General features: G+C 69.7%; 21 protein-coding genes. 8 read left to right on the forward strand and 13 right to left on the reverse strand.

Features of this window, described 5'->3' with window-relative positions:
• Nucleotides 1-163: 163 nt before the first annotated feature.
• Both fabI and fabG read right to left on the reverse strand, forming a co-directional pair.
• Complete coding sequence (fabI, locus tag GAS53_RS23890) at nucleotides 164-931, reverse strand: enoyl-ACP reductase FabI (protein WP_151479747.1); 768 nt, start codon at nucleotides 929-931, stop codon at nucleotides 164-166.
• Between the two features lie 5 nt (nucleotides 932-936).
• A complete protein-coding gene (fabG, locus tag GAS53_RS23895) occupies nucleotides 937-1,641 on the reverse strand; it encodes a 3-oxoacyl-[acyl-carrier-protein] reductase (protein ID WP_151479748.1) in 705 nt (234 codons plus the stop codon).
• A 147-nt stretch (nucleotides 1,642-1,788) separates the two neighbouring features.
• On the opposite strand from fabG, the gene GAS53_RS23900 reads away from it, so the two are divergent.
• The 3 genes from GAS53_RS23900 to tyrS are packed head-to-tail and all read left to right on the forward strand — an operon-like array spanning nucleotide 1,789 to nucleotide 6,065.
• Nucleotides 1,789-3,351: a TldD/PmbA family protein gene (locus tag GAS53_RS23900; RefSeq protein WP_404829276.1), complete on the forward strand. Its 1,563-nt coding sequence runs from the start codon at nucleotides 1,789-1,791 to the stop codon at nucleotides 3,349-3,351.
• Complete coding sequence (locus tag GAS53_RS23905) at nucleotides 3,348-4,742, forward strand: metallopeptidase TldD-related protein (protein ID WP_151479750.1); 1,395 nt, start codon at nucleotides 3,348-3,350, stop codon at nucleotides 4,740-4,742. Before GAS53_RS23900 ends, GAS53_RS23905 begins: the two co-directional genes overlap by 4 nt.
• A 57-nt stretch (nucleotides 4,743-4,799) precedes the next feature.
• Nucleotides 4,800-6,065: a tyrosine--tRNA ligase gene (tyrS, locus tag GAS53_RS23910; protein ID WP_151479751.1), complete on the forward strand. Its 1,266-nt coding sequence runs from the start codon at nucleotides 4,800-4,802 to the stop codon at nucleotides 6,063-6,065.
• 118 nt (nucleotides 6,066-6,183) lie between these two features.
• Here the strand turns inward: tyrS and GAS53_RS23915 are convergent, their stop codons facing one another.
• A complete protein-coding gene (locus tag GAS53_RS23915; RefSeq protein ID WP_151479752.1) occupies nucleotides 6,184-6,459 on the reverse strand; it encodes a GlsB/YeaQ/YmgE family stress response membrane protein in 276 nt (91 codons plus the stop codon).
• Nucleotides 6,460-6,669: 210 nt separating this feature from the next.
• Here GAS53_RS23915 and GAS53_RS23920 point away from each other — a divergent pair, with 210 nt between their 5' ends.
• Complete coding sequence (locus tag GAS53_RS23920) at nucleotides 6,670-7,056, forward strand: DUF3099 domain-containing protein (RefSeq protein WP_192583252.1); 387 nt, start codon at nucleotides 6,670-6,672, stop codon at nucleotides 7,054-7,056.
• A gap of 292 nt (nucleotides 7,057-7,348) precedes the next feature.
• Nucleotides 7,349-7,594, forward strand: a complete 246-nt coding sequence (locus GAS53_RS23925) for a hypothetical protein (protein WP_192583253.1) — start codon at nucleotides 7,349-7,351, stop codon at nucleotides 7,592-7,594.
• 85 nt (nucleotides 7,595-7,679) lie between these two features.
• Here the strand turns inward: GAS53_RS23925 and moaA are convergent, their stop codons facing one another.
• The 3 genes from moaA to GAS53_RS23940 form a co-directional block, all read right to left on the reverse strand.
• Complete coding sequence (gene moaA, locus GAS53_RS23930; protein WP_151479755.1) at nucleotides 7,680-8,669, reverse strand: GTP 3',8-cyclase MoaA; 990 nt, start codon at nucleotides 8,667-8,669, stop codon at nucleotides 7,680-7,682.
• A gap of 190 nt (nucleotides 8,670-8,859) precedes the next feature.
• On the reverse strand, nucleotides 8,860-10,497 hold the full coding sequence (locus GAS53_RS23935) for a solute symporter family protein (RefSeq protein ID WP_151479756.1): 1,638 nt from the start codon (nucleotides 10,495-10,497) through the stop codon (nucleotides 8,860-8,862).
• Entirely contained in the window at nucleotides 10,494-10,850 is a 357-nt protein-coding gene (locus tag GAS53_RS23940; protein ID WP_151479757.1) for a DUF485 domain-containing protein, read from the reverse strand. The genes GAS53_RS23935 and GAS53_RS23940 overlap by 4 nt, the downstream gene beginning before the upstream one ends.
• Before the next feature lie 394 nt (nucleotides 10,851-11,244).
• Here GAS53_RS23940 and GAS53_RS23945 point away from each other — a divergent pair, with 394 nt between their 5' ends.
• The 3 genes from GAS53_RS23945 (at nucleotide 11,245) to GAS53_RS23955 (ending at nucleotide 15,611) form a co-directional block, all read left to right on the forward strand.
• Entirely contained in the window at nucleotides 11,245-12,768 is a 1,524-nt protein-coding gene (locus GAS53_RS23945; protein WP_151479758.1) for a S8 family peptidase, read from the forward strand.
• A gap of 61 nt (nucleotides 12,769-12,829) precedes the next feature.
• On the forward strand, nucleotides 12,830-14,374 hold the full coding sequence (locus tag GAS53_RS23950) for a S8 family peptidase (RefSeq protein ID WP_151479759.1): 1,545 nt from the start codon (nucleotides 12,830-12,832) through the stop codon (nucleotides 14,372-14,374).
• A 268-nt stretch (nucleotides 14,375-14,642) separates the two neighbouring features.
• On the forward strand, nucleotides 14,643-15,611 hold the full coding sequence (locus tag GAS53_RS23955) for a CopD family protein (RefSeq protein WP_404829280.1): 969 nt from the start codon (nucleotides 14,643-14,645) through the stop codon (nucleotides 15,609-15,611).
• Between the two features lie 22 nt (nucleotides 15,612-15,633).
• Here the strand turns inward: GAS53_RS23955 and GAS53_RS23960 are convergent, their stop codons facing one another.
• From GAS53_RS23960 to GAS53_RS23990, 7 genes are all read right to left on the reverse strand, one after another.
• Nucleotides 15,634-16,356, reverse strand: coding sequence for a lysoplasmalogenase (locus GAS53_RS23960; RefSeq protein ID WP_151479761.1), 723 nt, complete (start codon nucleotides 16,354-16,356; stop codon nucleotides 15,634-15,636).
• Nucleotides 16,353-17,243: a sterol desaturase family protein gene (locus GAS53_RS23965; RefSeq protein ID WP_151479762.1), complete on the reverse strand. Its 891-nt coding sequence runs from the start codon at nucleotides 17,241-17,243 to the stop codon at nucleotides 16,353-16,355. The genes GAS53_RS23960 and GAS53_RS23965 overlap by 4 nt, the downstream gene beginning before the upstream one ends.
• A 111-nt stretch (nucleotides 17,244-17,354) precedes the next feature.
• Nucleotides 17,355-18,065, reverse strand: a complete 711-nt coding sequence (locus tag GAS53_RS23970) for a VIT1/CCC1 transporter family protein (RefSeq protein ID WP_151479763.1) — start codon at nucleotides 18,063-18,065, stop codon at nucleotides 17,355-17,357.
• Nucleotides 18,066-18,198: 133 nt separating this feature from the next.
• On the reverse strand, nucleotides 18,199-19,437 hold the full coding sequence (locus tag GAS53_RS23975; protein WP_151479764.1) for an amidohydrolase family protein: 1,239 nt from the start codon (nucleotides 19,435-19,437) through the stop codon (nucleotides 18,199-18,201).
• 14 nt (nucleotides 19,438-19,451) lie between these two features.
• Entirely contained in the window at nucleotides 19,452-20,738 is a 1,287-nt protein-coding gene (locus tag GAS53_RS23980) for an amidohydrolase family protein (RefSeq protein WP_151479765.1), read from the reverse strand.
• A 9-nt stretch (nucleotides 20,739-20,747) separates the two neighbouring features.
• A complete protein-coding gene (locus GAS53_RS23985) occupies nucleotides 20,748-21,632 on the reverse strand; it encodes an SDR family NAD(P)-dependent oxidoreductase (RefSeq protein ID WP_151479766.1) in 885 nt (294 codons plus the stop codon).
• Between the two features lie 106 nt (nucleotides 21,633-21,738).
• The gene (locus GAS53_RS23990) at nucleotides 21,739-22,536 is read right to left on the reverse strand and encodes an acetoacetate decarboxylase family protein (RefSeq protein ID WP_151479767.1); all 798 of its coding nucleotides are present in this window, start codon (nucleotides 22,534-22,536) and stop codon (nucleotides 21,739-21,741) included.
• Between the last annotated feature and the right edge of the window lie 11 nt (nucleotides 22,537-22,547).

The raw sequence follows: 22,547 nt of genomic DNA on the forward strand, positions 1-22,547 counted from the left end.
GGCTGTGCTGGGGAGGGCATCTTGGGAGGGGAACTCCTACTCCAGAGTGCGCAGTTACTGCCCCGCACCGCCCGACCGGTGGGCCGAACGGGTGACGCCCCGCTCCCCGCGCGCTGCGGGGGAACGGGGCGTCGAGGCCGTACGAAATCGCTTGTGTAAACGCTTACGCGCCGATCGCGTGCAGACCGCCGTCCACGTGGATGATCTCGCCGGTGGTCTTCGGGAACCAGTCGCTGAGCAGGGCGACGACACCGCGGCCGGCCGGCTCCGGGTCCTTGAGGTCCCACTCCAGGGGCGCGCGGCTGTCCCACACGGCGGCGAGCTCGCCGAAGCCCGGGATGGACTTGGCTGCCATGGAGCCGATGGGGCCCGCGGAGATGAGGTTGCAGCGGATGTTCTGCTTGCCCAGGTCGCGTGCCATGTAGCGGCTGGTGGCCTCCAGGGCGGCCTTGGCCGGGCCCATCCAGTCGTACTGCGGCCAGGCGTACTGCGCGTCGAAGGTGAGGCCGACGACCGAGCCGCCGTTCTGCATCAGCGGCAGGCATGCCATCGTCAGCGACTTCAGGGAGAACGCCGAGACGTGCATGGCCGTGGCCACGGACTCGAACGGCGTGTTGAGGAAGTTGCCGCCGAGGGCGTCCTGCGGGGCGAAGCCGATGGAGTGCACGACACCGTCCAGGCCGCCCAGCTCCTCGCCGACCAGGTCGGCCAGCCGCCCGAGGTGCTCGTCGTTGCTGACGTCGAGCTCGATGACCTTGGTGGGCTTGGGGAGCTTCTTGGCGATGCGCTCGGTCAGCGTGGGCCGCGGGAACGCGGTCAGGATGATCTCGGCGCCCTGCTCCTGGGCCAGCTTCGCGGTGTGGAAGGCGATGGACGACTCCATCAGCACACCGGTGATCAGGACGCGCTTGCCCTCGAGAATTCCGCTCATGGTGATCAGTGACCCATTCCCAGTCCGCCGTCTACGGGGATGACGGCTCCAGTGATGTACGAGGCGTCGTCCGAGGCGAGGAACCGCACCGTCGCGGCGATCTCCTCGGGCTGGGCGTACCGGCCGAGAGGCACCTGCTTCACGATGCCCTCGCGCTGCTCGTCGGTGAGCACCTTGGTCATGTCGGTGTCCACGAAGCCGGGCGCGACGACGTTGAAGGTGATGTTCCGCGAGCCCAGCTCACGGGCCAGCGAGCGAGCGAAACCCACCAGGCCCGCCTTGGAGGCCGCGTAGTTGGCCTGGCCCGGGCCGCCGTACAGCCCGACGACCGACGAGATCAGGACGACGCGGCCCTTCCTGGCACGCAGCATGCCGCGGTTGGCGCGCTTCACGACCCGGAAGGCGCCCGTCAGATTGGTGTCCAGGACGGACGTGAAGTCGTCCTCGGACATCCGCATCAGCAGCTGGTCCTTGGTGACGCCGGCGTTGGCGACGAGCACCTCGACCGGGCCGTGCTCGGCCTCGATCTCCTTGTAGGCCTGCTCCACCTGCTCGCTGTCGGTGATGTCGCACTTGACCGCGAGAAAGCCGGCCGGCGGCTCGCCCGAGCGGTATGTGATCGCGACCTTGTCGCCCGCGTCGGTGAAAGCGCGGGCAATGGCAAGGCCGATGCCCCGGTTTCCTCCGGTGACGAGAACCGAGCGGCTCAACGGATCACCCTTTCGATAGCCGGTCTGGTACCTCGAAAACCTATCGGTACCGTCTGCCTTGCGGAGAATCCGGCACCGACAGTGGCTCGGGGGACTCGCTGTCGGATCCCTACAGAAAGGTGTGGCCGCCGGGCCCGCCCACGCGACATGATCGGACCGACAGGCGACGACAGCAGGGAGACCTCCGTGCCTCATTCCATCGACGAAGCCTTCACGGCGCTGCCGCTACGGGCCCTGGCCGACGCGGCGCTCGCGCGGGCCCGGGCGCTGGGCGCCGACCATGCGGACTTCCGGTTCGAGCGGGTGCGCAGCGCGGCCTGGCGGTTGCGGGACGCGAAGCCCGCCGGGTCCTCGGACACCACGGACCTGGGGTACGCGGTGCGGGTGGTGCACGGCGGGACCTGGGGGTTCGCGTCGGGAGTGGATCTGACGATGGACGCCGCCGCGAAGGTGGCGTCGCAGGCCGTGGCGATGGCGAAGCTGTCGGCCCAGGTGATCAAGGCGGCGGGTTCGGAGGAGCGCGTGGAGCTGGCGGACGAGCCGGTGCACGCCGAGCAGACCTGGGTCTCCTCGTACGAGATCGACCCCTTCACCGTGCCGGACGAGGAGAAGTCCGGGCTGCTCACCGACTGGAGCGCGCGGCTGCTCGCGGCGGACGGCGTCAGTCATGTGGACGCCTCGCTGCTGACGGTCCACGAAAACAAGTTCTACGCGGACACGGCGGGCACGGTGACGACGCAGCAGCGAGTGCGTTTGCATCCCCAACTGACCGCTGTCGCCGTCGACGAGTCGAGCGGCGAGTTCGACTCGATGCGCACCATCGCGCCGCCCGTCGGGCGCGGCTGGGAGTACCTCCAGGGCACCGGCTGGGACTGGGAGGCCGAGCTGGGGCGCATCCCGGAGCTGCTCGCCGAGAAGATGCGCGCGCCGAGCGTGGAGGCGGGGGTGTACGACCTCGTCGTCGACCCGTCCAACCTGTGGCTGACCATCCACGAGTCCATCGGCCACGCCACCGAGCTGGACCGCGCGCTCGGCTACGAGGCCGCGTACGCCGGCACCTCCTTCGCCACCTTCGACCAGCTGGGCAAGCTGCGCTACGGCTCCGAGCTGATGAACGTGACGGGCGACCGGACGGCCGAGCACGGGCTCGCGACCATCGGATACGACGACGAGGGCGTCGAGGGCCAGTCCTGGGACCTGGTGAAGGACGGGACGCTGGTGGGCTATCAGCTGGACCGGCGGATCGCGAAGCTGACCGGCTTCGAGCGGTCCAACGGGTGCGCGTACGCCGACTCCCCCGGCCATGTGCCCGTACAGCGCATGGCGAACGTGTCGCTCCAGCCGGACCCCGCCGGAATGTCCACCGACGACCTGATCGGGAGCGTCGACCGCGGGATCTACGTCGTGGGCGACCGGTCCTGGTCGATCGACATGCAGCGCTACAACTTCCAGTTCACCGGGCAGCGCTTCTTCAAGATCGAGAACGGGCGGATCACGGGCCAGCTGCGGGACGTCGCGTACCAGGCGACGACCACGGACTTCTGGGGCTCGATGGCAGCGGTCGGCGGCCCGCAGACGTACGTCCTGGGCGGCGCCTTCAACTGCGGCAAGGCCCAGCCGGGCCAGGTCGCGGCGGTCTCGCACGGCTGCCCGTCGGCCCTCTTCAAGGGCGTCAACATTCTGAACACCACGCAGGAGGCCGGTCGATGACCACGACGACGAACAAGCCGCACGAGGTCGTCGAGCGCGCCCTCGAACTGTCCCGGGCCGACGGCTGCGTCGTGATCGCCGACGAGCACTCGACGGCGAACCTGCGCTGGGCGGGCAACGCGCTGACCACGAACGGCGTCACGCGCGGGCGCACGCTGACCGTCATCGCGACCGTCGACGGCCGCGAGGGCACGGCGTCCGGTGTCGTCTCGCGCTCGGCCGTGACCGCGGACGAGCTGGAGCCGCTGGTGCGGGCAGCGGAGGCGGCGGCGCGCGGCGCGGGCCCGGCCGAGGACGCGCAGCCCCTCGTCGAGGGCGTGCCCGCCTCCCCGGACTTCACGGACGCGCCCGCCGAGACCTCGTCGGCCGTCTTCGCGGACTTCGCCCCGGCGCTCGGCGAGTCGTTCGCACGCGCGCGTGCGGGCGGACGCGAGCTGTACGGCTTCGCCAACCACGAGCTCGTGTCCAGCTATCTCGGTACGTCCACGGGGCTGCGGCTGCGGCACGACCAGCCCAACGGGACGCTGGAGTTGAACGCCAAGTCCCCGGACCGTACGCGCTCGGCGTGGGCCGGCCGGTCGACGCGGGACTTCAAGGACGTTGACCCGGCGGCACTCGACGCGGAGCTGGCCACGCGGCTGGGCTGGGCCGAGCGGCGGGTCGAGCTGCCCGCGGGACGGTACGAGACGCTGCTGCCGCCGACCGCCGTCGCGGACCTGCTGATCTACCAGATGTGGTCGGCGGCGGCCCGGGACGCGGCCGAGGGCCGGACGGTGTTCAGCAAGCCCGGCGGCGGCACGCGCGTCGGCGAGAAGCTCACCGAGCTGCCCCTGACGCTGCGCAGCGACCCGAACGAGCCGGGGTTGGAGAGCGCCCCCTTCGTGCTCGCGCACTCCTCCGGGGACGACGCCTCCGTCTTCGACAACGGGCTGCCGCTCCAGGCCACCGACTGGGTGCGCGAGGGGGAACTCGCGCATCTGACGAGCACCCGGCACAGCGCGGGCCTGACCGGTCTGCCGGTGGCCCCCGGGATCGGCAACCTTGTCCTCGACGGCGGCGAGGACAAGTCCCTGGAGGAGATGGTCGCCGCCACCGAGCGGGGCCTGCTGCTGACCTGCCTCTGGTACATCCGGGAGGTCGACCCGGCGACACTGCTGCTGACCGGGCTGACCAGAGACGGCGTCTACCTCGTCGAGAACGGCGAGGTCACCGGCGAGGTGAACAACTTCCGGTTCAACGAGTCGCCGGTGGATCTGCTGGGACGAGCCGTGGAGGCGGGGCGGACGGAAAAGACTTTGCCCCGCGAGTGGAGCGATTGGTTCACTCGAGCCGCGATGCCGGCGCTGCGGGTGCCGGACTTCAATATGAGCTCTGTCAGTCAGGGCGTATAACCTCGTAGTCGGCTGTCACTCGACTGCCCGAAGATCATCCAAGGAGATACGAGAACCGTGACGGACATCGTCGACGAGCTGCAGTGGCGCGGGCTGATCGCCCTCTCCACTGACGAGGACGCACTGCGCAAGGCGTTCGCGGACGGTCCCGTCACGTTCTATTGCGGCTTCGACCCGACCGCGCCCAGTCTGCATCTCGGCAACCTCGTGCAGATCCTCACGATGCGCCGGATCCAGCAGGCGGGCAACCGCCCGCTGGGCCTGGTCGGGGGCGCCACGGGCCTGATCGGTGACCCGAAGCCGAACTCGGAGCGCATGCTGAACTCCCCCGAGGTCGTGGCCCAGTGGGTGGAGCGGCTGCGCGCCCAGATCGCGCCGCTGCTGGACTTCGAGGGTCCGAACGCCGCGATCATGGTCAACAACCTGGACTGGACCCAGGGAATGTCGGCCATCGAGTTCCTGCGCGACATGGGCAAGCACTTCCGGGTCAACAAGATGATCGCGAAGGAGGCCGTCGCCCGGCGGCTCAACTCCGACGCGGGCATCAGCTACACGGAGTTCAGCTACCAGATTCTGCAGGGCATGGACTTCCTGGAGCTGTACCGGAGGTACGGCTGCACGCTGCAGACCGGCGGCAGCGACCAGTGGGGCAACCTCACCTCGGGCACCGATCTGATCCACCGGGTCGAGCCGGAGGCCGTCGTGCACGCGGTGGGCACGCCGCTGATCACCAAGGCGGACGGCACCAAGTTCGGCAAGACCGAGTCCGGCACCGTGTGGCTGGACCCGGAGATGACGACGCCGTACGCGTTCTACCAGTTCTGGCTGAACGCGGACGACCGGGACGCCTCCAAGTTCCTGCGCATCTTCAGCTTCAGGTCCCGCGAGGAGATCGAGGAGCTGGAGAAGCAGACGGAGGAGCGTCCGCAGGCTCGGGCGGCGCAGCGCGCGCTCGCCGAGGAGCTGACGACGCTGGTGCATGGCGCTGCGCAGACGGCTGCCGTGATCGCCGCGTCGCGTGCGCTTTTCGGTCAGGGTGAGCTGCGGGAGCTGGACTCGGCGACGTTGAGTGCGGCGCTCTCCGAGGTCCCGCATATTCGGGTCGCCGAGCTGGGCCCTGTGGTGGATCTCTTCGCCGAGGTGGGCCTTGTGGCCAGCAAGTCGGCCGCGCGTCGGACGGTCAAGGAGGGCGGGGCCTACGTGAACAACGTGAAGGTCGCCTCCGAGGATGCGGTGCCCTCCGGGGAGGACCTGTTGCACGGGCGGTGGCTTGTGCTTCGGCGGGGCAAGAAGAGTCTTGCTGCCGTGGAGGTCGCTTCGTAGGAAGGGGCGGGTGCGGGATGTTCGTTGCGTGCGGATCGGATATGGCTCGTCACGCAGTTCCCCGCGCCCCCTTCAGGGGCGCATCCCGCACCCACCCCCTTTCGGGGCGCCTCGTACCTCAAGCCCTCTGTTTGTTGCCCCGTACGGCCATGTACAGCATGTCGCCGAAGAAGACGATGACGACCGCGGCCGCCAGTTGGAGGCCGTGGCGCCCCCAGTCGATGCCGCTGGTTTCGTCGATGCCGATGCCGCGGGCGATCGAGTTGCCCACGATGGCGCCGATGATCCCGAAGACCGTGGTCAGCCAGAGCGGACTGTGCTGCTTGCCCGGAATGATCGCCTTGGCCAGCAGGCCGAGTACGAACCCCACGATGATCGCCCACAACCAGCCCATGGCTGCCTCCTATACGGCTCTACGTGAGCATTACGCCCAGTCTTGGCCTGTCCGCCATACGGCGCATGTCGGGCACGGCCATACGCGGTACGGCGCAGTCTTCCCCGCTCGGAGAAGGCCGGACCCGGTCTCGTAGACGACGCAGCCGCGGCGTAACGTGGAGCTTGTACGGACCGGGGAGTGTCCGCTACAGGCGGGTGGTGGAACGTGATGCGGAAGCAGAGCAACGCCGAGGTCTTCCGGATCACCGGGGCCAGGCAGGGACTCGCCGACGACATACGCGGCCGGCAGCGCCGCTACATCATCTCGATGTCCGTGCGCACGGTCTCCGTGATCCTCGCGGCCACCCTCTGGAATGTCGAACGGCACGTCGCCATAGTCGCCCTGGTGCTCGGTGCCGTGCTCCCCTACATCGCCGTGGTGATCGCCAACGCGGGCCGGGAGAACGCGCCCTCGCTGCCGTCCACGTTCGTGTCCGCCCCCACCCGTCCGATGCTCGCGGGACCCCGTGCGGGAGACGTCTCGGAATCCGTCCCGGAAGACGTCACGGCCGATCCCGACGGGCGCGTGCGGGACGAGCCGCACGAGCGGACCTGACCACGGGCGATCCGCCGAAACCGGAATACGGCACTGCACCAAGCTCAAGAAAAGCTCAGATCAATCATGCTGTTCCAGTGCCGGGCAGCGGGTTACCCGTGACATACTTCGTACGCGCTCCGCATCCCCCGTCGGAGCGACAGACCGACGCCGGGCAGCTCCCCCCGTGGCTGCTCGGCGTCGCCTTTTGTGCAGCTTCTCCGGCCGGTCCGGCGACTTCGGCGGTCAGTCCAGCAGTTCCATGCGAGATGCCCTGAGGGTCCCAAGTGCCTCAAGGGTTAGGGTCGGGGACGTGAGACTGAACGTTCCCGGCTCCGATCCGTCCTCGCCGTCCTCCCCCATCTGCTCCGCGAAGGGCTGCCGAGCCGACGCGGTGTGGGTAATCGCCTGGAACAACCCGAAGCTGCACACCCCGGAGCGCCGCAAGACATGGCTCGCGTGCGAGGAACACCGCGAACACCTGTCGAAGTTCCTGGGCGTACGGGGCTTCTTGAAAGACGTGGTGCTCTTGGAGGAGTGGGAGTCCCCCGAGAGCTGAGCACGACGTTCTGACTCACGCGCACGATGGCGCCCCTTCAGGGGCGCTGGGCTGTATCGATGTGCGACTCCGCCGGGGGGCGCGATCAGCCGCCGATCGCCGACATGGGCCTGTCCGGCTGGACGAAGGACGGATCGTCCAGCCCTGCCCCGGCCTTCTTCCCCCACATCGCCAGCCGCCAGATACGAGCGATCTCCTCGTCGGGCGCGTCCGAGCGGAGTGCCGCCCGCAGGTCGGTCTCCTCGCGGGCGAAGAGACATGTGCGGACCTGTCCGTCGGCCGTCAGCCTCGTACGGTCGCACGCCGAGCAGAACGGGCGGGTGACCGAGGCGATCACCCCGACGACATGCGGGCCACCGTCGACGAGCCAGCGCTCGGCCGGGGCGGAACCGCGCTTCTCGGCCCCCTCCTCCGTGAGCTCGAACCGTGTACGCAACGACGCGAGGATGTCGCCCGCGGTGACCATCCCCTCCCGCTTCCAGCCGTGCTGCGCATCGAGGGGCATCTGCTCGATGAACCGCAGTTCGTAGTCGTGCTCCACGGCCCAGGCGAGCAGCTCCGGCGCCTCGTTCTCGTTCAGCCCCGGCATCAGTACGGAATTGACCTTGACCGGAGCCAGACCCGCGGAGCGCGCCGCCTCGAGGCCATCGATGACGTCCTTGTGGCGGTCGCGGCGGGTGAGGGTCTTGAAGACGTCGGGGCGGAGGGTGTCCAGCGAGACGTTGACCCGGTCCAGGCCCGCCGCCTTCAGGGCGGTCGCGGTGCGCTTGAGGCCGATGCCGTTAGTCGTCAGGGACGTCTGGGGGCGGGGCTCCAGCGCGGCCACGCGCTCCACGATGCCGACGAGGCCGGGTCGCAGCAGGGGCTCGCCGCCGGTGAAGCGGACCTCGGTGATGCCGAGCCGGGTCACGGCTATGTCGATGAGGCGGACGATCTCGTCGTCCGTGAGGAGGTCGGGTTTGGCCAGCCACTGCAGGCCCTCCTCGGGCATGCAGTACGTGCAGCGCAGATTGCACCGGTCGGTCAGCGAGACGCGCAGATCGGTGGCCACTCGGCCGTAGGTGTCGATGAGCACGTGGGCCCCCTCCCTCGATACGGACCTCTTTACGAACCTTGCCGCGGGCGACCGGACTGCTTCGAGCGATCAGTCGACCCGATACCAGCGAGCCTACGTGACGGGACCGACAACGAGAGCGGCCGGATCCCACGAGACGCGCCGCGGCCGCGTCGTAGGGATCTACGACGCGGCCGCTTGGCGAGGACGGTCAGTGCGCTCCGGTGCCGGTGAGGGAGCGGACCTCCAGCTCGGCGTACTTGCCGGTGTCCGGCTTCTCCTTGGACAGGTAGGTGCCGATGATGCCCATCAGGAAGCCGAACGGGATGGAGATGATGCCCGGGTTCTTCAGCGGGAACCAGGCGAAGTCGACGTCCGGGAACATCGCCGTGGGGTCGCCGGAGACGACGGGCGAGAACAGCACCAGGCCGACGGCCACGGTCAGACCGCCGTAGATCGACCACAGGGCGCCCTGGGTGGTGAACCGCTTCCAGAACAGGCTGTAGAGGATCGTCGGCAGGTTGGCGGAGGCGGCGACCGCGAAGGCGAGGGCGACGAGGCCGGCCACGTTCAGGTCGCGGGCGAGGGAGCCCAGGATGATGGAGACGGCGCCGATGCCGATGGTCGCCAGACGCGCCGCCCTAACCTCCTCCTTCTCGGTGGCCTTCCCCTTGCGGATGACGTTGGCATAGATGTCGTGCGCGAAGGAGGACGACGAGGCGAGGGTGAGACCGGCGACCACGGCGAGGATCGTCGCGAAGGCCACCGCCGAGATCGTGGCGAGAAGGATCGCGCCCCAGGCGGAGTCGACGCCGCCCAGGTGCAGGGCGAGCAGGGGCGCCGCCGTGTTGCCGGACTTGTTGGACGCGATGATCTCTTCCTGCGAGATGAGCGCCGCCGCTCCGAAGCCGAGCGCGATGGTCATCAGGTAGAAGCCGCCGATGATGCCGATCGCCCAGTTGACGGACTTACGGGCGGCCTTCGCGTTGGGCACCGTGTAGAAGCGGATCAGGATGTGCGGCAGGCCGGCGGTGCCGAGCACGAGGGCGATGCCCAGGGAGATGAAGTCGATCTTGGTGGTGCCGCTCGCGCCGTACTGGAGGCCGGGCTCCAGGAAGGCGGCGCCCTTACCGCTGTTCTCGGCGGCGGTGCCGAGCAGGTCGGAGATGTTGAAGTTGAACTTCAGCAGCACCAGGAAGGTGATCAGGATGGTGCCGCTGATGAGCAGCACGGCCTTGACCATCTGGACCCAGGTGGTGCCCTTCATGCCGCCGATGGAGACGTACACGATCATCAGGACACCGACGAGGGCGACGATCAGGATCTTGCCCGCGTCGGAGGTGATGCCGAGCAGCAGGGAGACCAGAACGCCCGCGCCCGCCATCTGGGCCAGCAGGTAGAAGATCGAGACGACGATCGTGGAAGTGCCGGCGGCGGTACGCACCGGGCGCTGGCGCATGCGGTACGCGAGGACGTCGCCCATCGTGTACCGGCCGGAGTTGCGCAGCGGCTCGGCGACCAGGAGCAGCGCCACCAGCCAGGCGACGAGGAAGCCGATGGAGTACAGGAAGCCGTCGTACCCGAAGAGTGCGATGGCGCCCGCGATGCCGAGGAACGAGGCGGCGGACATGTAGTCGCCGGAGACCGCGAGCCCGTTCTGGAAGGCGCTGAACTGGCGGCCGCCCGCGTAGAAGTCGGCGGCGTCCTTGGTCTGGCGGCCCGCCCAGACGGTGATGGCGAGCGTCGCGACGACGAAGACGGCGAACAGGGAGATGATCAGCGGCCGGTGCTCGCTGGCCTCGTTCGCCGCGAGCGTGACCTGCTGAACCTGGGTGATCGCGGGGCTCATGCGCCGCCCTCCATCCGGGACTTGATCGCCTCGGCCTTGGGGTCGAGCTTGGCGGTGGAGTGCCGCTCGTACCACCAGGCGATGAGGAACGTGGTGAGGAACTGGGCGAGGCCCAGGATGAGTGCGACGTTGATGTTGCCGAACAGCTTGGTGCCCATGAAGTCGCCCGCGTAGTTCGAGAGCAGGACGTACAGCAGGTACCAGGCGATGAAGCCGATGGTCAGCGGGAAGGCGAAGGAGCGGTGGGAGCGGCGCAGTTCACCGAACTCAGCGCTCTCCTGCACCTCTACGAACTCCTCCGTCGTGGGGAGATGAGGATCGGCTTTCGAGGGGGGCGGTGCGTCGGTAGCCACGGAGTCTCCTCGCGTTGCGGGTGCGGTTGTGACAAGGGACGGGGACGAGTCGGGATCAGGGGACGGTCTCGGTACGGGCATGGCTGGTTTCTGACCTCACGGTGATGTGGATCACGTGGGCCGGTTGGCGATGTTAGGTGCCCCGGGCGTGATCCAACAGGGGGCTCGACGTGCTCGTGCTCCCTGCTCAACGTCACGGAGCCGCGTGAGGAGTGGTTCAACTCCTCGCACTTCTTTCGGAAGTCGTGGCCGACGTTTCGGAAGACATCCCCGTAAGTCATTGCTGGCCAGGGACGACGAGAGATAGCTTCGGGCCTGCACCACCCCGTCATGTACCTGCCCGAGCACCACCTGTGTTCGGGCCGGTTCCGTTTCCGGATGATGTGGAGATCCCATGGCTCATCTGCGCTCCAGACGCCGTCTCGCTCTCGCCGTGCCGGTAGTTCTGTCCCTTACCGCCTCGCTCGGCTTCATTCCGGGTGTCGCGTCGGCGGCCCCCGAGTCCGCTCCCGCCGCCGCGGCGGCGGACGGCCCGAACCTCGCGTACGTGGTCAACACCAAGACGGACCACCGCACGATCGAGTCGGTGAAGAAGGCGATAGCCAAGGCCGGGGGCACGGTCGTCACCACGTACGCGAAGATCGGCGTGATCGTCGTCCACTCGGCCAACCCGGACTTCGGTCCGACGATCCGCGAGGCACGCGGTGTGCAGTCCGCGGGCGCGACGCGGACCACGCCGCTGGTGGCCGCCGGGACGACGGACGAGGGCGCCGCCGACTATCTGTCGGCCGCCGAGGCCGCCAAGGTCGAGGCCGCTGCCGCCCCTCAGAGCGAGCCCCTCGAGGCCGACCAGTGGGACCTGCGCGCGATAGGCGCCGACAAGGCCGCACAGATCAACCCGGGCAGCAAGAAGGTCACGGTCGCCGTGATCGACACGGGCGTCGACGACACCCACCCGGACCTCGCGCCGAACTTCTCCGCGTCGCAGTCCGCGAACTGCGTGGGCGGCGTGGCCGACACGAGCGAGGGCGCCTGGCGTCCGTACACCGCCGAGGACTACCACGGCACGCATGTCGCGGGTGAGGTCGCCGCCGCCCGCAACGGCATCGGTGTGGCGGGCGTGGCGCCCGGCGTGAAGGTCTCCGGCATCAAGGTCAGCGACCCGAACAACGGCCTCTTCTACCCCGAGAGCGTCGTCTGCGCCTTCGTGTTCGCCGCCGACCACGGCGTGGAGATCACGAACAACAGCTACTACGTGGACCCGTGGCTCTACAACTGCCTCGACGACCCCGACCAGAAGGCGATCGTCGACGCGGTGAACCGGGCCCAGCTGTACGCCACGAAGAAGGGCACCCTGCACCTCGCGTCGGCCGGCAACTCGAACCACGACCTGGATTCGGACGCCATCGTCGACGACACCAGCCCCGACGACTCGACGCCGGTCACCCGCACCATCGACCCGCACGAGTGCTTCGACGTCCCGACCCAGCTCCCGGGCATCGTCACGGTGAGCGCGACGGGCGTGCAGAACCTCAAGTCGTACTACTCCACGTACGGCAAGGGCGTCGTCGACGTCGCCGCTCCGGGTGGTGACCGGCTCTACCAGATCCCGGACACCCCGTCGAAGAACGGCCGCATCCTCTCCACGATGCCGAACAACCAGTACGCCTTCCTGCAGGGCACGTCGATGGCGTCGCCGCACGCCGCCGGTGTCGCCGCACTGCTGAAGTCCGAGCACCCGTGGGCGACCCCGGCCCAGCTGCAGGCGCTGCTGAAGGCCCAGGCGGACAACCCGGGCTGCCCGGACTCGTACGACCAGGACGGCAACGGCACGCAGGACGCCACCTGTGAGGGCGGCAAGCGCGTGAACGGCTTCTACGGCTTCGGCATCGTCAACGCGCTGAAGGCAGTCAAGTAGCCCGAGTTTCCCGGGACTTCCCGCACGGCCCGCACGAACTCGCGAACGAACTGGAGACAGCATGACAGCGCCTCATACGCGCTCCCGCCGCGTCATAGCGATCCCGCTGGGGATGGCCATGGCGACGGCACTCGCCTTCCTGCCGAACGTCAGCGCGTCGGCGGCCCCGGTGGCCGACACGGCCGGCGTGGCCGATGTCGCCGGGCAGGTCTCGGCGGAGGCCACCTCGCTCAGCTATGTCGTCAACGTCCGCCCCGGGCACGGCACTTCCTCCTCCGTGAAGAAGGCCATCGCCAAGGCCGGCGGCACGATCGTGACGTCGTACGACCAGATCGGCGTGATCGTCGTCCACTCGTCGAACGCCGACTTCGCCAAGACCGTCCGCAAGGTGCGCGGTGTGGAGTCGGCGGGCGCGACGCGCACGGCGCCGCTGCCCGCGCAGTCCACGACGGATGTCGGCACGCCCAAGGTGCTCACCTCGGAGCAGGTCGCGGACGTCGAGGCCGCGGCCGGGCAGGACCCGTTGGAGCCGCTGCAGTGGGACCTGCCCGCCATCAAGGCGGACAAGGCGCACGAGAAGACGCTCGGCAGCAGCAAGGTGACGGTCGCCGTCATCGACACGGGTGTCGACGACACGCACCCCGACATCGCGCCGAACTTCGACCGTGACGCGTCGGTCAACTGCGTGACGGGCAAGCCGGACACGACCGACGGGGCCTGGCGGCCGAGCGCCGCCGAGAGCCCGCACGGCACGCATGTCGCGGGCGAGATCGCGGCCGCCAAGAACGGTGTCGGCGTCACGGGTGTCGCGCCGGGCGTGAAGGTGTCCGGCATCAAGGTCTCCACGACGGCCGGCTTCTTCTACACGGAGGCCGTCGTCTGCGGCTTCATGTGGGCGGCCACGCACGACGTGGACGTGACCAACAACAGCTATTACACCGACCCGTGGTACTTCAACTGCAAGAACGACCCGGACCAGAAGGCGCTTGTCGAGGCGATCTCCCGGGCCTCGAAGTACGCGGAGAAGAAGGGCACGGTCAACGTCGCGGCGGCGGGCAACGAGAACTACGACCTCGCCGCGGACGAGATCACCGACCCGACCTCGCCGAACGACACGACTCCCGCGGAGCGTGTCATCGACCCGTCCGAGTGCCTCGACATCCCGACCCAGCTGCCGGGCATCGTCACGGTCGCGTCGACCGGCGCGAAGGGCATCAAGTCGTCCTTCTCGAACCATGGCCTGGGCGTCATCGACATCGCGGCCCCCGGCGGCGACTCGACGGCGTACCAGACCCCGGCCCCACCGGCCACCAGCGGCCTCATCCTCGGCCCGATCCCGGGCGGCAAGTGGGGCTACATGGCCGGTACGTCGATGGCGTCGCCGCACGTCGCGGGCGTCGCCGCGCTCATCAAGTCGACGCACCCGCACGCTCCGGCGGCCGCGGTCAAGGCCCTGCTGTACGCGGAGGCCGACCGCACACCGTGCACCGACCCGTACGACATCAACGGTGACGGCAAGGTCGACGCGGTCTGCGAGGGGCCGAAGAACTACAACGGCTTCTACGGCTGGGGCACCGCGGACGCACTGGACGCGGTGACCAAGTAGCACACCCCTTCGGGGAGTTGAGCCGGGTGGCCCACGGGCCGCCCGGCTCTCGTGCGTTCGGGCCCGGGGCGGGGATTCTCCGCGCCGGGCCTGAGTCACGAGAGCGGCCGGGAGCGTATGGATGGGCGGAATGCCCGTTGGACGGGCGGAATGACGTTCCGCCAGTTGTTTTCCAGGACTTGCCCAGATCTGGGGGACTGGTGAAGATCTTGAGGTGAGTTCGATAAGACAGACTGCCGACACGGGTGGTGAGGCGGGCGCGCCCCGGGTGAGCGCGGCCGTCGTGCGGCGTTCCCTTGCCATCCTCGCCCTGGTGGCCCTCGCGGCGCTGATTCCGCTGCTCGGGCCGCCCGCCGCGCTGCGCGGCACGGGCGAGGCCGCCGCGCCCGGCGTGGGCGGGATCGCCCTGCTGCGGGCGGTCCTGTTCGCGGCGGTGTGCGTCCCGGCGGGTGAGCTGTTCGTCACCTGGTTGGCCCGCAGGGTGCCGGGCGCGCCGCTGGAGGACGCGCCCCGCAGCTGGGCCCCGGCCGCGGCCGGGGCCGGCTTCGTCGCCGCGCTCGGTCTCGCCTCGGTCGTGGCCACCGGGAACCTGGTGCCGCGCAGTCTCTCCGACATGGACATCGGCGGCCTCTACGAGACCCGGGACGGCATGCTGGCGCTCCTGGAGGTCAACGCGTTCGTCGTGGCGGGCCTGTGCGCCCTGTCGCGCCGCCCGGCCACCCAGGCGTGGCCGCTGGCCGCGGTGGCCGTCGCCGAGGCGCTGCGCGCCCACCCCACGACCGAGCAGAGTCCGCTGATCGGCTCCGGCCTGACACTCGTTCATGTGACGTGTGCGGCCCTGTGGGCGGGCGGGCTGCTGTACGTCCTGCGCACGCTCCTCCGGTGGCGGAACACCTCCCCCGGGGAGGGCATCGCGTTGTTGGGCCTCTACGCGCGCGTGGCGGCCGTTCTGCTCGCCGTGATCACCGCCACGGGGGTGTGCAGCACACTGCGTCGGATGCCGCCCGGCACGGTCCTGGACCAGCTGACGGCGACGGCGTACGGGCGCACCCTGCTCGCCAAGGTGCTCCTCGTGGTCGTGGTCGCCGCCCTCGCCCTGTGGGCCCGCCACCGGCTGCGCCGTGCCGCCGCCCCGCTCACCGCCCACTCCCCCGCGCGCGCGGAGGTCGTGGTCCTGGGCGTGGTGGTCGCGGTCTCGGCAGTGCTCACGGCACTGCCGGTGCCGATCCGCTGGTGACCGGCTCACCCGCTCGGCCGGCTCAGTCGGCGACCGTGACTTCCACGGAAGGCTCAGAAGGTTCGGAAGACTCGGAACGCGCGCCGAACACCTTCAGCGCTCCCCTGGCCAGCAGGTACTGAGCCGCGAGATACGTGATCATGATCCAGAAGTCGGGGCGTGGAAGCTGCGGCCACTCGGCGACACCGGAAGCGATGAGCGTGTCCGAGAGCAGGAACAGGACACCCCCGAGCGCCGCGACCGGCCCGAGCCGCGCGGCACCGTACGCCATCGCGGTCAGCAGCAGGCTGTAGCCCGCGACGGGGACGCGGAGGTCGGCGGGGAGGCCGGGCCACAGGAGGGTGACGGTGGTGCCGAGCGCGACGGCGTACGCGGCGGCCGTGAGCCATGACCCAGGCGCGCGGGGTCTGCTCCTGCCGATGGGCGCGGCGGCCTGCCTGAAGAGCAGTAGGTAGCACACGTGCCCCGCCGCGAAGGACGCCATCCCGGCGAGGAAGGCCGGCTCGGCGTCGGTCAGGAGCAGGACGTCGCCGCCCCACCCGAAGAGCAGGGCGGCGACGAGCATCCGGGGTCCGCCGCTCACGTGCGCGTAGGCGGCGAGCAAGGGCATCAGGAGGGGCTTGGCCACCGTATGGCCGATGTCGTACCCGATCGCCAGGGAAACGAGATCGGCGGCCGTCACCAGACCGAAGGACGTGACCAGGCCGAAGGAGACGAGCGGCACGCGCGCGTGGCGTGCGTTCACGCGGCCGGCTCCGTAACCGGCCGCTCCGGAGTGGCCGGCCGCTCGGCGGGGGCGATCGGCGCCGGCTGCCAGCCGGGCCCACGGAACACCCTTCCCGCCCGCTCCCGCCAACTCCCCGCCGCTCTCAGGTCCCTGGCGATGGCAACGTACTCATGCGTGGCGACCCGCAGCGGGTTGTACGTGTTGATGTTCTTGGTCAGCCCGTACACCGGCCGTTCGGTCTCCGGCACGAACGACGCGAAGAGCCGGTCCCAGACGATCAGGATCCCGCCGAAGTTCCGGTCCAGGTAGCCGCCCTGGGAGGCGTGGTGGACGCGGTGGTGCGAGGGCGTGTTGAAGACGAACTCGAAGGCCCGGGGCAGCTTGTCGATGCGCTCGGTGTGGATCCAGAACTGGTACACGAGGTTCGCGGACGAGCAGAACGCGAGTGCGGCCGGATGGACGCCGAGGGCGATGAGGGGCACGTAGAACGGCCACACGGTCCAGGTTGTCCAGGGCTGCCGCAACGCGGTGGTGAGGTTGAACTTCTGGCTGGAGTGGTGCACGACGTGGCAGGCCCACAGGATCCGGATCACGTGATGCCCGCGGTGCGACCAGTAGTAGAAGAAGTCCTGCGCCAGCAACATCAGTGGCACGGTCCACCACAGCACGGGCACGCGCAGTGGTGTCAGCTCATATATGGCCGTGTAGATGGCGACGATCGGGATCTTCCAGAGAAGGTCGAAGACCAGACTGCCGAGCCCCATGCCGACACTCGTGGCGGCGTCCTTCGTCTCGTACCCCGCGGCGTCCTCATCGGGATGGATCCGGACGCTCACCATCTCCACGACGGTGAGCAGCACAAACGCGGGTATCGACCACAGCACTACATCGGGCAGGTTCGGCATGGGTGCACCGTAGAACCGCTGGTCCGCCGCGGCTAGACGTTGTTACCCACAAGTATTACCGGGGGTACGCGCTTACTTCTTGGTGATCTCCACCAAGGGGTCGGCCCACCGTCATACTCCGGCCGCCCCCAGCAGAGCCCCCGCCCCATAGGTAACCGCCATCGCCAACGCTCCACCCACCACGTTCCGCACCACGGCCGGCCGCACCTCCGCCTCCCCCAGCCGCGCGCTCCCCCACCCCGTGACGACCAGCGCGGCCAGCACCGACCCCACGGTGACCGGCAGGCGCCAAGCGGCGGGCGGGAGCACAATCGCCAGCAACGGAAGCAGCGCGCCCACCGTGAAGGCGCAGAAGCTCGCCCACGCCGCGTTCCAGGGATTCGTGAGCTGGTCCGGATCGATCCCGAGCTCCACGCGCGCGTGGGCCTTCAGCGCGTCCCGTTCCGTGAGCTGCTCCGCCGCCTCCCGGGCGACCTCCCGCGAGAGCCCCCGTTCCTCCAGCAGCTCGGTCAGCTCCTCCAGCTCCGCCTCCGGCTGCTCCCGAAGCTCCCGCCGCTCCATCGCCAGGGCCGCCTTCTCGGAGTCCCGCTGCGTGGACACGGACACGTACTCCCCGGCGGCCATGGACATGGACCCGGCGAGGAGCCCCGCGAGCCCGGCCGTGAGGAGCGTGGCGCGGTCGTCCGTGGCGCCGGCCACGCCGACGACGAGACCCGCGGTGGACACGATGCCGTCATTGGCACCCAGCACCGCGGCCCGCAGCCAGTTCAGCCGCGGTGCGAGTGCGCCGGCGTGGGCCTCGTCGTGCGTTGGTTCGGTCACAGAGGCGAGGATCGCACCGAGCGCCCCTCACGCCCCGGACCGACCCGTCGCCAGGCCCGAACCGAACCGACACCAGGCCCGGGCTGAACCGACACCAGGCCCGCGAAGATCCGCACGGATCCGCTCGGGCCCGTCACCAGACCCGTACCGACCCCCCGGGCGCGAACACCGGACTCGTCGCGTCCCCCGGCGGCTCCCCCAGCGGCTCGGCGATCTCATCCACCGTCGGTCCCACCTTCGCCGCGATGGGGTCCAGGAGGTCGAGGTCGAAGCCGTAGACACGGGCCGCGTTGCCGCCCGCCATCGCCGCGATCTCCTCGCGCGGGAGGCCGGCGTACGCGATGCGCAGGCCCTCGCGGGAGTACGGGTAGGTGCCCTCGTCGTGCGGGTAGTCGCTGCCCCACATGATCTTGTCGAGGCCGATGCGGTTCCGGAGCGGCACCTCGTGGGGGCGCATGAAGCTCGCGCCGACGAAGCAGTTGTCCCGCCACACCTCCGACGGTCCCCTGCCCATCGAATCGGCGAGCCCCGCCCCGAACTTGGACTCCGCGGTGGACGCCTTCGTAGCGGCCGCGACCAGTCGGCCGTGGTAGTAGTCCAGCATGTCGAGCACCCCGGGTATCCAGCCGGAACCCTGCTCGGTCAGCACCAGTTTCAGGCCGGGGTGACGGCGGAACGCGCCGCCGAAGATGAGGTGCCAGAGCGCGCGGTGCGAGAACCACGTGGTCTCCACCATGAAGACCGCCCGGGCGGCGGGCTCGTCGCCCAGCGGCGGGGAGGCCGAGCCCGCGTGGTGGTTCACGGGGACGCCGAGTTCCGCGCACACCGCCCAGATCGGGTCGTACGTCGATGAGTACAGCTCGGGCAGCCCGCTGCCGGGCGGTGTGCCGGGCAGCAGCAGGCCGCCCCGCAGACCCGCTCCGACCGCCCACCTGATCTCCTTCACCGCCTCCTCGACGTCGTTCAGGAGGATCTGGAAGACACCCGCGCGCCGGCCCGGGGCGGCCGAACAGAAGTCCGCCAGCCAGCGGTTGTGGGCCCGCAGGCCCGCCCAGCGCCGCTCGAACTCCTCGGCCGTCGGTGCCGGCGCCATCAGGGACCCCGACGGGAAGAACGGCGGGATGGTGTTCGGGAAGACGACCTCGGCGACGATCCCGTCCTGCTCCAGCTCCGCGAGCCGCCGCTCCGAGTTCCAGTTCTTGTCGGCCGTGTCGGCCATCAGGTCCTCGTACGGATTGACGTACGTGGCCGCCCAGGCGTCGAACTCCTCGTGGTACGCCTTCGGCAGATACGGCTTGTAGTCCAGGAGATCGGCTCCCGCGTGGCAGTCGGCCGAGATGACGGTGTAGCGGTCCTCGCTCACGGAACTCATGGAGTGCACGGAACTCACGGGGCCACCCCCAGGACCGGGAAGTCGTGGTCCGTCAGCCAGTGACGGCCCACTTCGCGCGAGCGTGCCCAGGACGCCTCGACCGCCGACTGGTCCTCGGACTGGCCGAGTTCGGCCGGTGTCGGGCCGATGCGCCGGGCGAGCGGGGCCAGCTTGTCGGTGTCGAAGCCGAAGACCTCCGCCGCCGCCAGGCCCAGCATGCGGCGCGTCTCCGCGACCGGGATGTCGTGGAACGTACGCGACAGCCACGCGCGCGTGTCGGGCCACGTCCCCTCGGGATGCGGGAAGTCGCTGCCCCAGAGGATGTTGTCGACGCCGATCTCGTACCGCTGGGCGAGTTCGCGCCGCTTGGTGTTGGTCGCGCAGATGAAGACCTGCCGGTCCAGGTACTCGTGCGGCGGACGCTTCAACTCCGCGAAGGGGGAGAGCTTCTTGCCGCCGTGCGCGCCCAGGTAGAGCCGGTCCATGAACCACAGCAGGTTCGGCAGCCACCAGCAACCGGACTCCGCCACACCGAACTTGAGGCCGGGGTGGCGCTCGAAGACACCGGACCAGAGCAGGAACCACAGCGGCCGGGCCGGCCACCAGGTCACTTCGCTCACATAGATCCCGAGGTGGTCGCCGTACTCACCCCGGGGTGCCGCTCCGGAGTGGGTCATCACCGGCATGGCGCACTCCGCCGCCGCGGCCCACACCGGGTCGTAACGGCGGTCGTGGTACGGCTCCTTGTCGACCCACATGGAGGGGATCATCAGCGCGCCGAGGCCCGACTCCTTGGCCCGGTACACCTCGGCGACGACGCGCTCGGTGGGCGCTGTGACGGGCAACAGGGCCACCCCGCAGTGCCGTTCGGGGTTCACGCCCACGAAGTCGGCGAGCCAGCGGTTGTGCGCCTGCGCGCCCGCCATGCCCAACTCCGGGTCCTGGTCGCCGGAGAGCCCGAGGCCCACTCCGAAGGGCGCGGCCGTCTGGCTGTCCACGGCATCGGCGTCCGGGAAGACCACCTCCGCCGCCACGCCGTCGCCGTCCAGCTCCTTCAGCCGCTGCGCGGAGTCCCAACCGCCGCGCAGCCCTTCCTCGTTGTCGTGGAACCACTTGCTCGCGAACGCCTCGTTCCGGATGCCGAGCCGCGTCATCTCCTCGCGGCGGCGCTCGCGCCCCGCGAGGAACTCGTCGAAGTCCCGGTGGAAACGGGAGTCCAGATAGGGCCGGTACTCCTCGGTGGGCAGCCCGGCATGGCAGTCGGAGGAGATGATCAGATAGGGCTCCGTTGCAGAGGACATAGCGGCTCCTCAGTCCAGAATGAAGTTCTCCAGGTACGCCGGATCGGCGCGGTCGAGCATCGACTGCGACCGGGCCCGGATCTGCCGGTCACTGTGTTCGCTCTCCGGCAGCAGCCAGAAGCGGTCCGCCCGGACGCCGTCCACCACCAGCTCGGCCACGTCCTCGACCGGAGTGAACCGCACGTCCTTCCCCGCCTCCTTCATCGCGGCCTCCCACTGGTCGAGGCTGCGGTACGGGGTCCTTCGGGGCTTCTGTTTCGCGTACCGGTCCGGCCGGTTGCGATGCGACTCCCACAGGCCCGTACGGAGCATGTGGGGCCCCGGGAAGAGCACGGAGGCCCCCACGCGCGCGTGCTCCGCCTTCAGGTGCGCGTACAGGGACTCGGTCATCGTCACGACGGCCGCCTTGGTGACGGCGTACACGGAGGCGGTGGGCAGGGGTGCGATACCGCCGTCGCCGGAGGAGGTGTTGACGATGTGGCCGGGTTCGCCGGCCGCCAGCATCCGCGGCACGAAGGCCTGGATGCCGTGGAAGACACCCCACACGTTGACCGCGAACGCCCACTTCCAGTCGTTCGGGTCGTGCTCCCACATGCGGCCCTCGGCGCCCGAGCCGACACCGGCGTTGTTGCACAGGACGTGCACGGCGCCGAACTTCCCGTACGTCTCCTCGGCGAGCGCGAAGACCTCCTCGCGCTCCCCGACGTCCACCACGCGCGCGTGCACCACCGCTCCGTCCTCGCGCAGCCTGCCGGCGGCCTTCTCCAGGGCGCCCTCCTCGACGTCCGCGAGGACGACCTTCAGCCCCTCGGCCGCGAACCGCCGCGCCATGGCCAGCCCGATGCCGCTCGCGGCACCGGTGACGACGGCGACCTGCCCCGCCTTCAACTCCACGCCCGCTCACCTCTCCCTGAAGCTCGGACCGATCGCTTTTCCGGCCGGGGGTCCGGTCCGCGGCGGAGCCGCTGTCGGATGCCGCGTCCCCCGGGACGACACCGCATCAGGCACTCCCCTCGGGAGGCCCGTCGAGGATCTGCTGGGGGTCGTCGTAGCGCTGGTGGATGTACGGCAACAGGGCCTGCGCGTCGACCCGTTCCGCGACCTTGCCCTTCTGGTCCGTCGTCTTCTCGCCGAGGGTGATCTCCACGAGTGCGCGTACGGGAAGGTCGGCGACCGGGTCGTACATGGACTCCCGGAGGATGACATCGCCGGTGATCCGCTCCAGCTTCCGCACCTTCTCGTTGCGCAGACAGTGCACGAGGACGGGGTCGGCGTCGAAGCCCGAACCGTCCACCGCGGGAAGGAACTTGAAGTAGAAGTCGGTCTTCTGCGTCGGCTCCGGCAGAGGCAGGGCACCGCTGACGGCTCCGCGTACCTCCACGAACGCGATGCCGTGCCGGGCGAGCGCGGCGCGCACGACGAGACCCTCGCGCTCGACGGTCACCTCGCCGAGCTTCTTGGGCTCGCCGAAAACCTCGCGGCCGCCGATGAGGGCCCGCTCGTGGGTCATCGGCATGACGAGCGGATACCAGCCCTCGACGCCGTCGTGCGCGGCGGCGACCGCGAACGAGCCCGCGCCCAGGGGGTATCCGGGCAGGTCGACCTTGCTGATGTTCACCCGGACCAGGGGCCGCCCGGTGGGTTTGAGCGGGGGCGGCAGGACCGCCGCGATGGCGTCCGGGTCGCTCTCCCAGACGGCCACCACACCGGTGGACCAGATGTCGGGGAGCCGGGAGCTCGCGGTGCGCGCGGCGGAGATCTCCGCCTCGGTCCGCGCGCCGTACCGTACGCGTGCCATGTCGTACCGCC

Source organism: Streptomyces albicerus (assembly GCF_008905045.1).
Lineage (GTDB): Bacteria > Actinomycetota > Actinomycetes > Streptomycetales > Streptomycetaceae > Streptomyces > Streptomyces albicerus.

What these genes read in the sequence shown, in the direction of transcription:
- fabI (WP_151479747.1), bottom strand. Translation starts at nt 931, where the DNA reads ATGAGCGGAATTCTCGAGGGCAAGCGCGTCCTGATCACCGGTGTGCTG.
- GAS53_RS23900 (WP_404829276.1), top strand. Translation starts at nt 1,789, where the DNA reads ATGATCGGACCGACAGGCGACGACAGCAGGGAGACCTCCGTGCCTCAT.
- GAS53_RS23905 (WP_151479750.1), top strand. Translation starts at nt 3,348, where the DNA reads ATGACCACGACGACGAACAAGCCGCACGAGGTCGTCGAGCGCGCCCTC.
- GAS53_RS23915 (WP_151479752.1), bottom strand. Translation starts at nt 6,459, where the DNA reads ATGGGCTGGTTGTGGGCGATCATCGTGGGGTTCGTACTCGGCCTGCTG.
- GAS53_RS23920 (WP_192583252.1), top strand. Translation starts at nt 6,670, where the DNA reads ATGCGGAAGCAGAGCAACGCCGAGGTCTTCCGGATCACCGGGGCCAGG.
- GAS53_RS23935 (WP_151479756.1), bottom strand. Translation starts at nt 10,497, where the DNA reads ATGAGCCCCGCGATCACCCAGGTTCAGCAGGTCACGCTCGCGGCGAAC.
- GAS53_RS23945 (WP_151479758.1), top strand. Translation starts at nt 11,245, where the DNA reads ATGGCTCATCTGCGCTCCAGACGCCGTCTCGCTCTCGCCGTGCCGGTA.
- GAS53_RS23950 (WP_151479759.1), top strand. Translation starts at nt 12,830, where the DNA reads ATGACAGCGCCTCATACGCGCTCCCGCCGCGTCATAGCGATCCCGCTG.
- GAS53_RS23965 (WP_151479762.1), bottom strand. Translation starts at nt 17,243, where the DNA reads ATGCCGAACCTGCCCGATGTAGTGCTGTGGTCGATACCCGCGTTTGTG.
- GAS53_RS23975 (WP_151479764.1), bottom strand. Translation starts at nt 19,437, where the DNA reads ATGAGTTCCGTGAGCGAGGACCGCTACACCGTCATCTCGGCCGACTGC.
- GAS53_RS23980 (WP_151479765.1), bottom strand. Translation starts at nt 20,738, where the DNA reads ATGTCCTCTGCAACGGAGCCCTATCTGATCATCTCCTCCGACTGCCAT.
- GAS53_RS23990 (WP_151479767.1), bottom strand. Translation starts at nt 22,536, where the DNA reads ATGGCACGCGTACGGTACGGCGCGCGGACCGAGGCGGAGATCTCCGCC.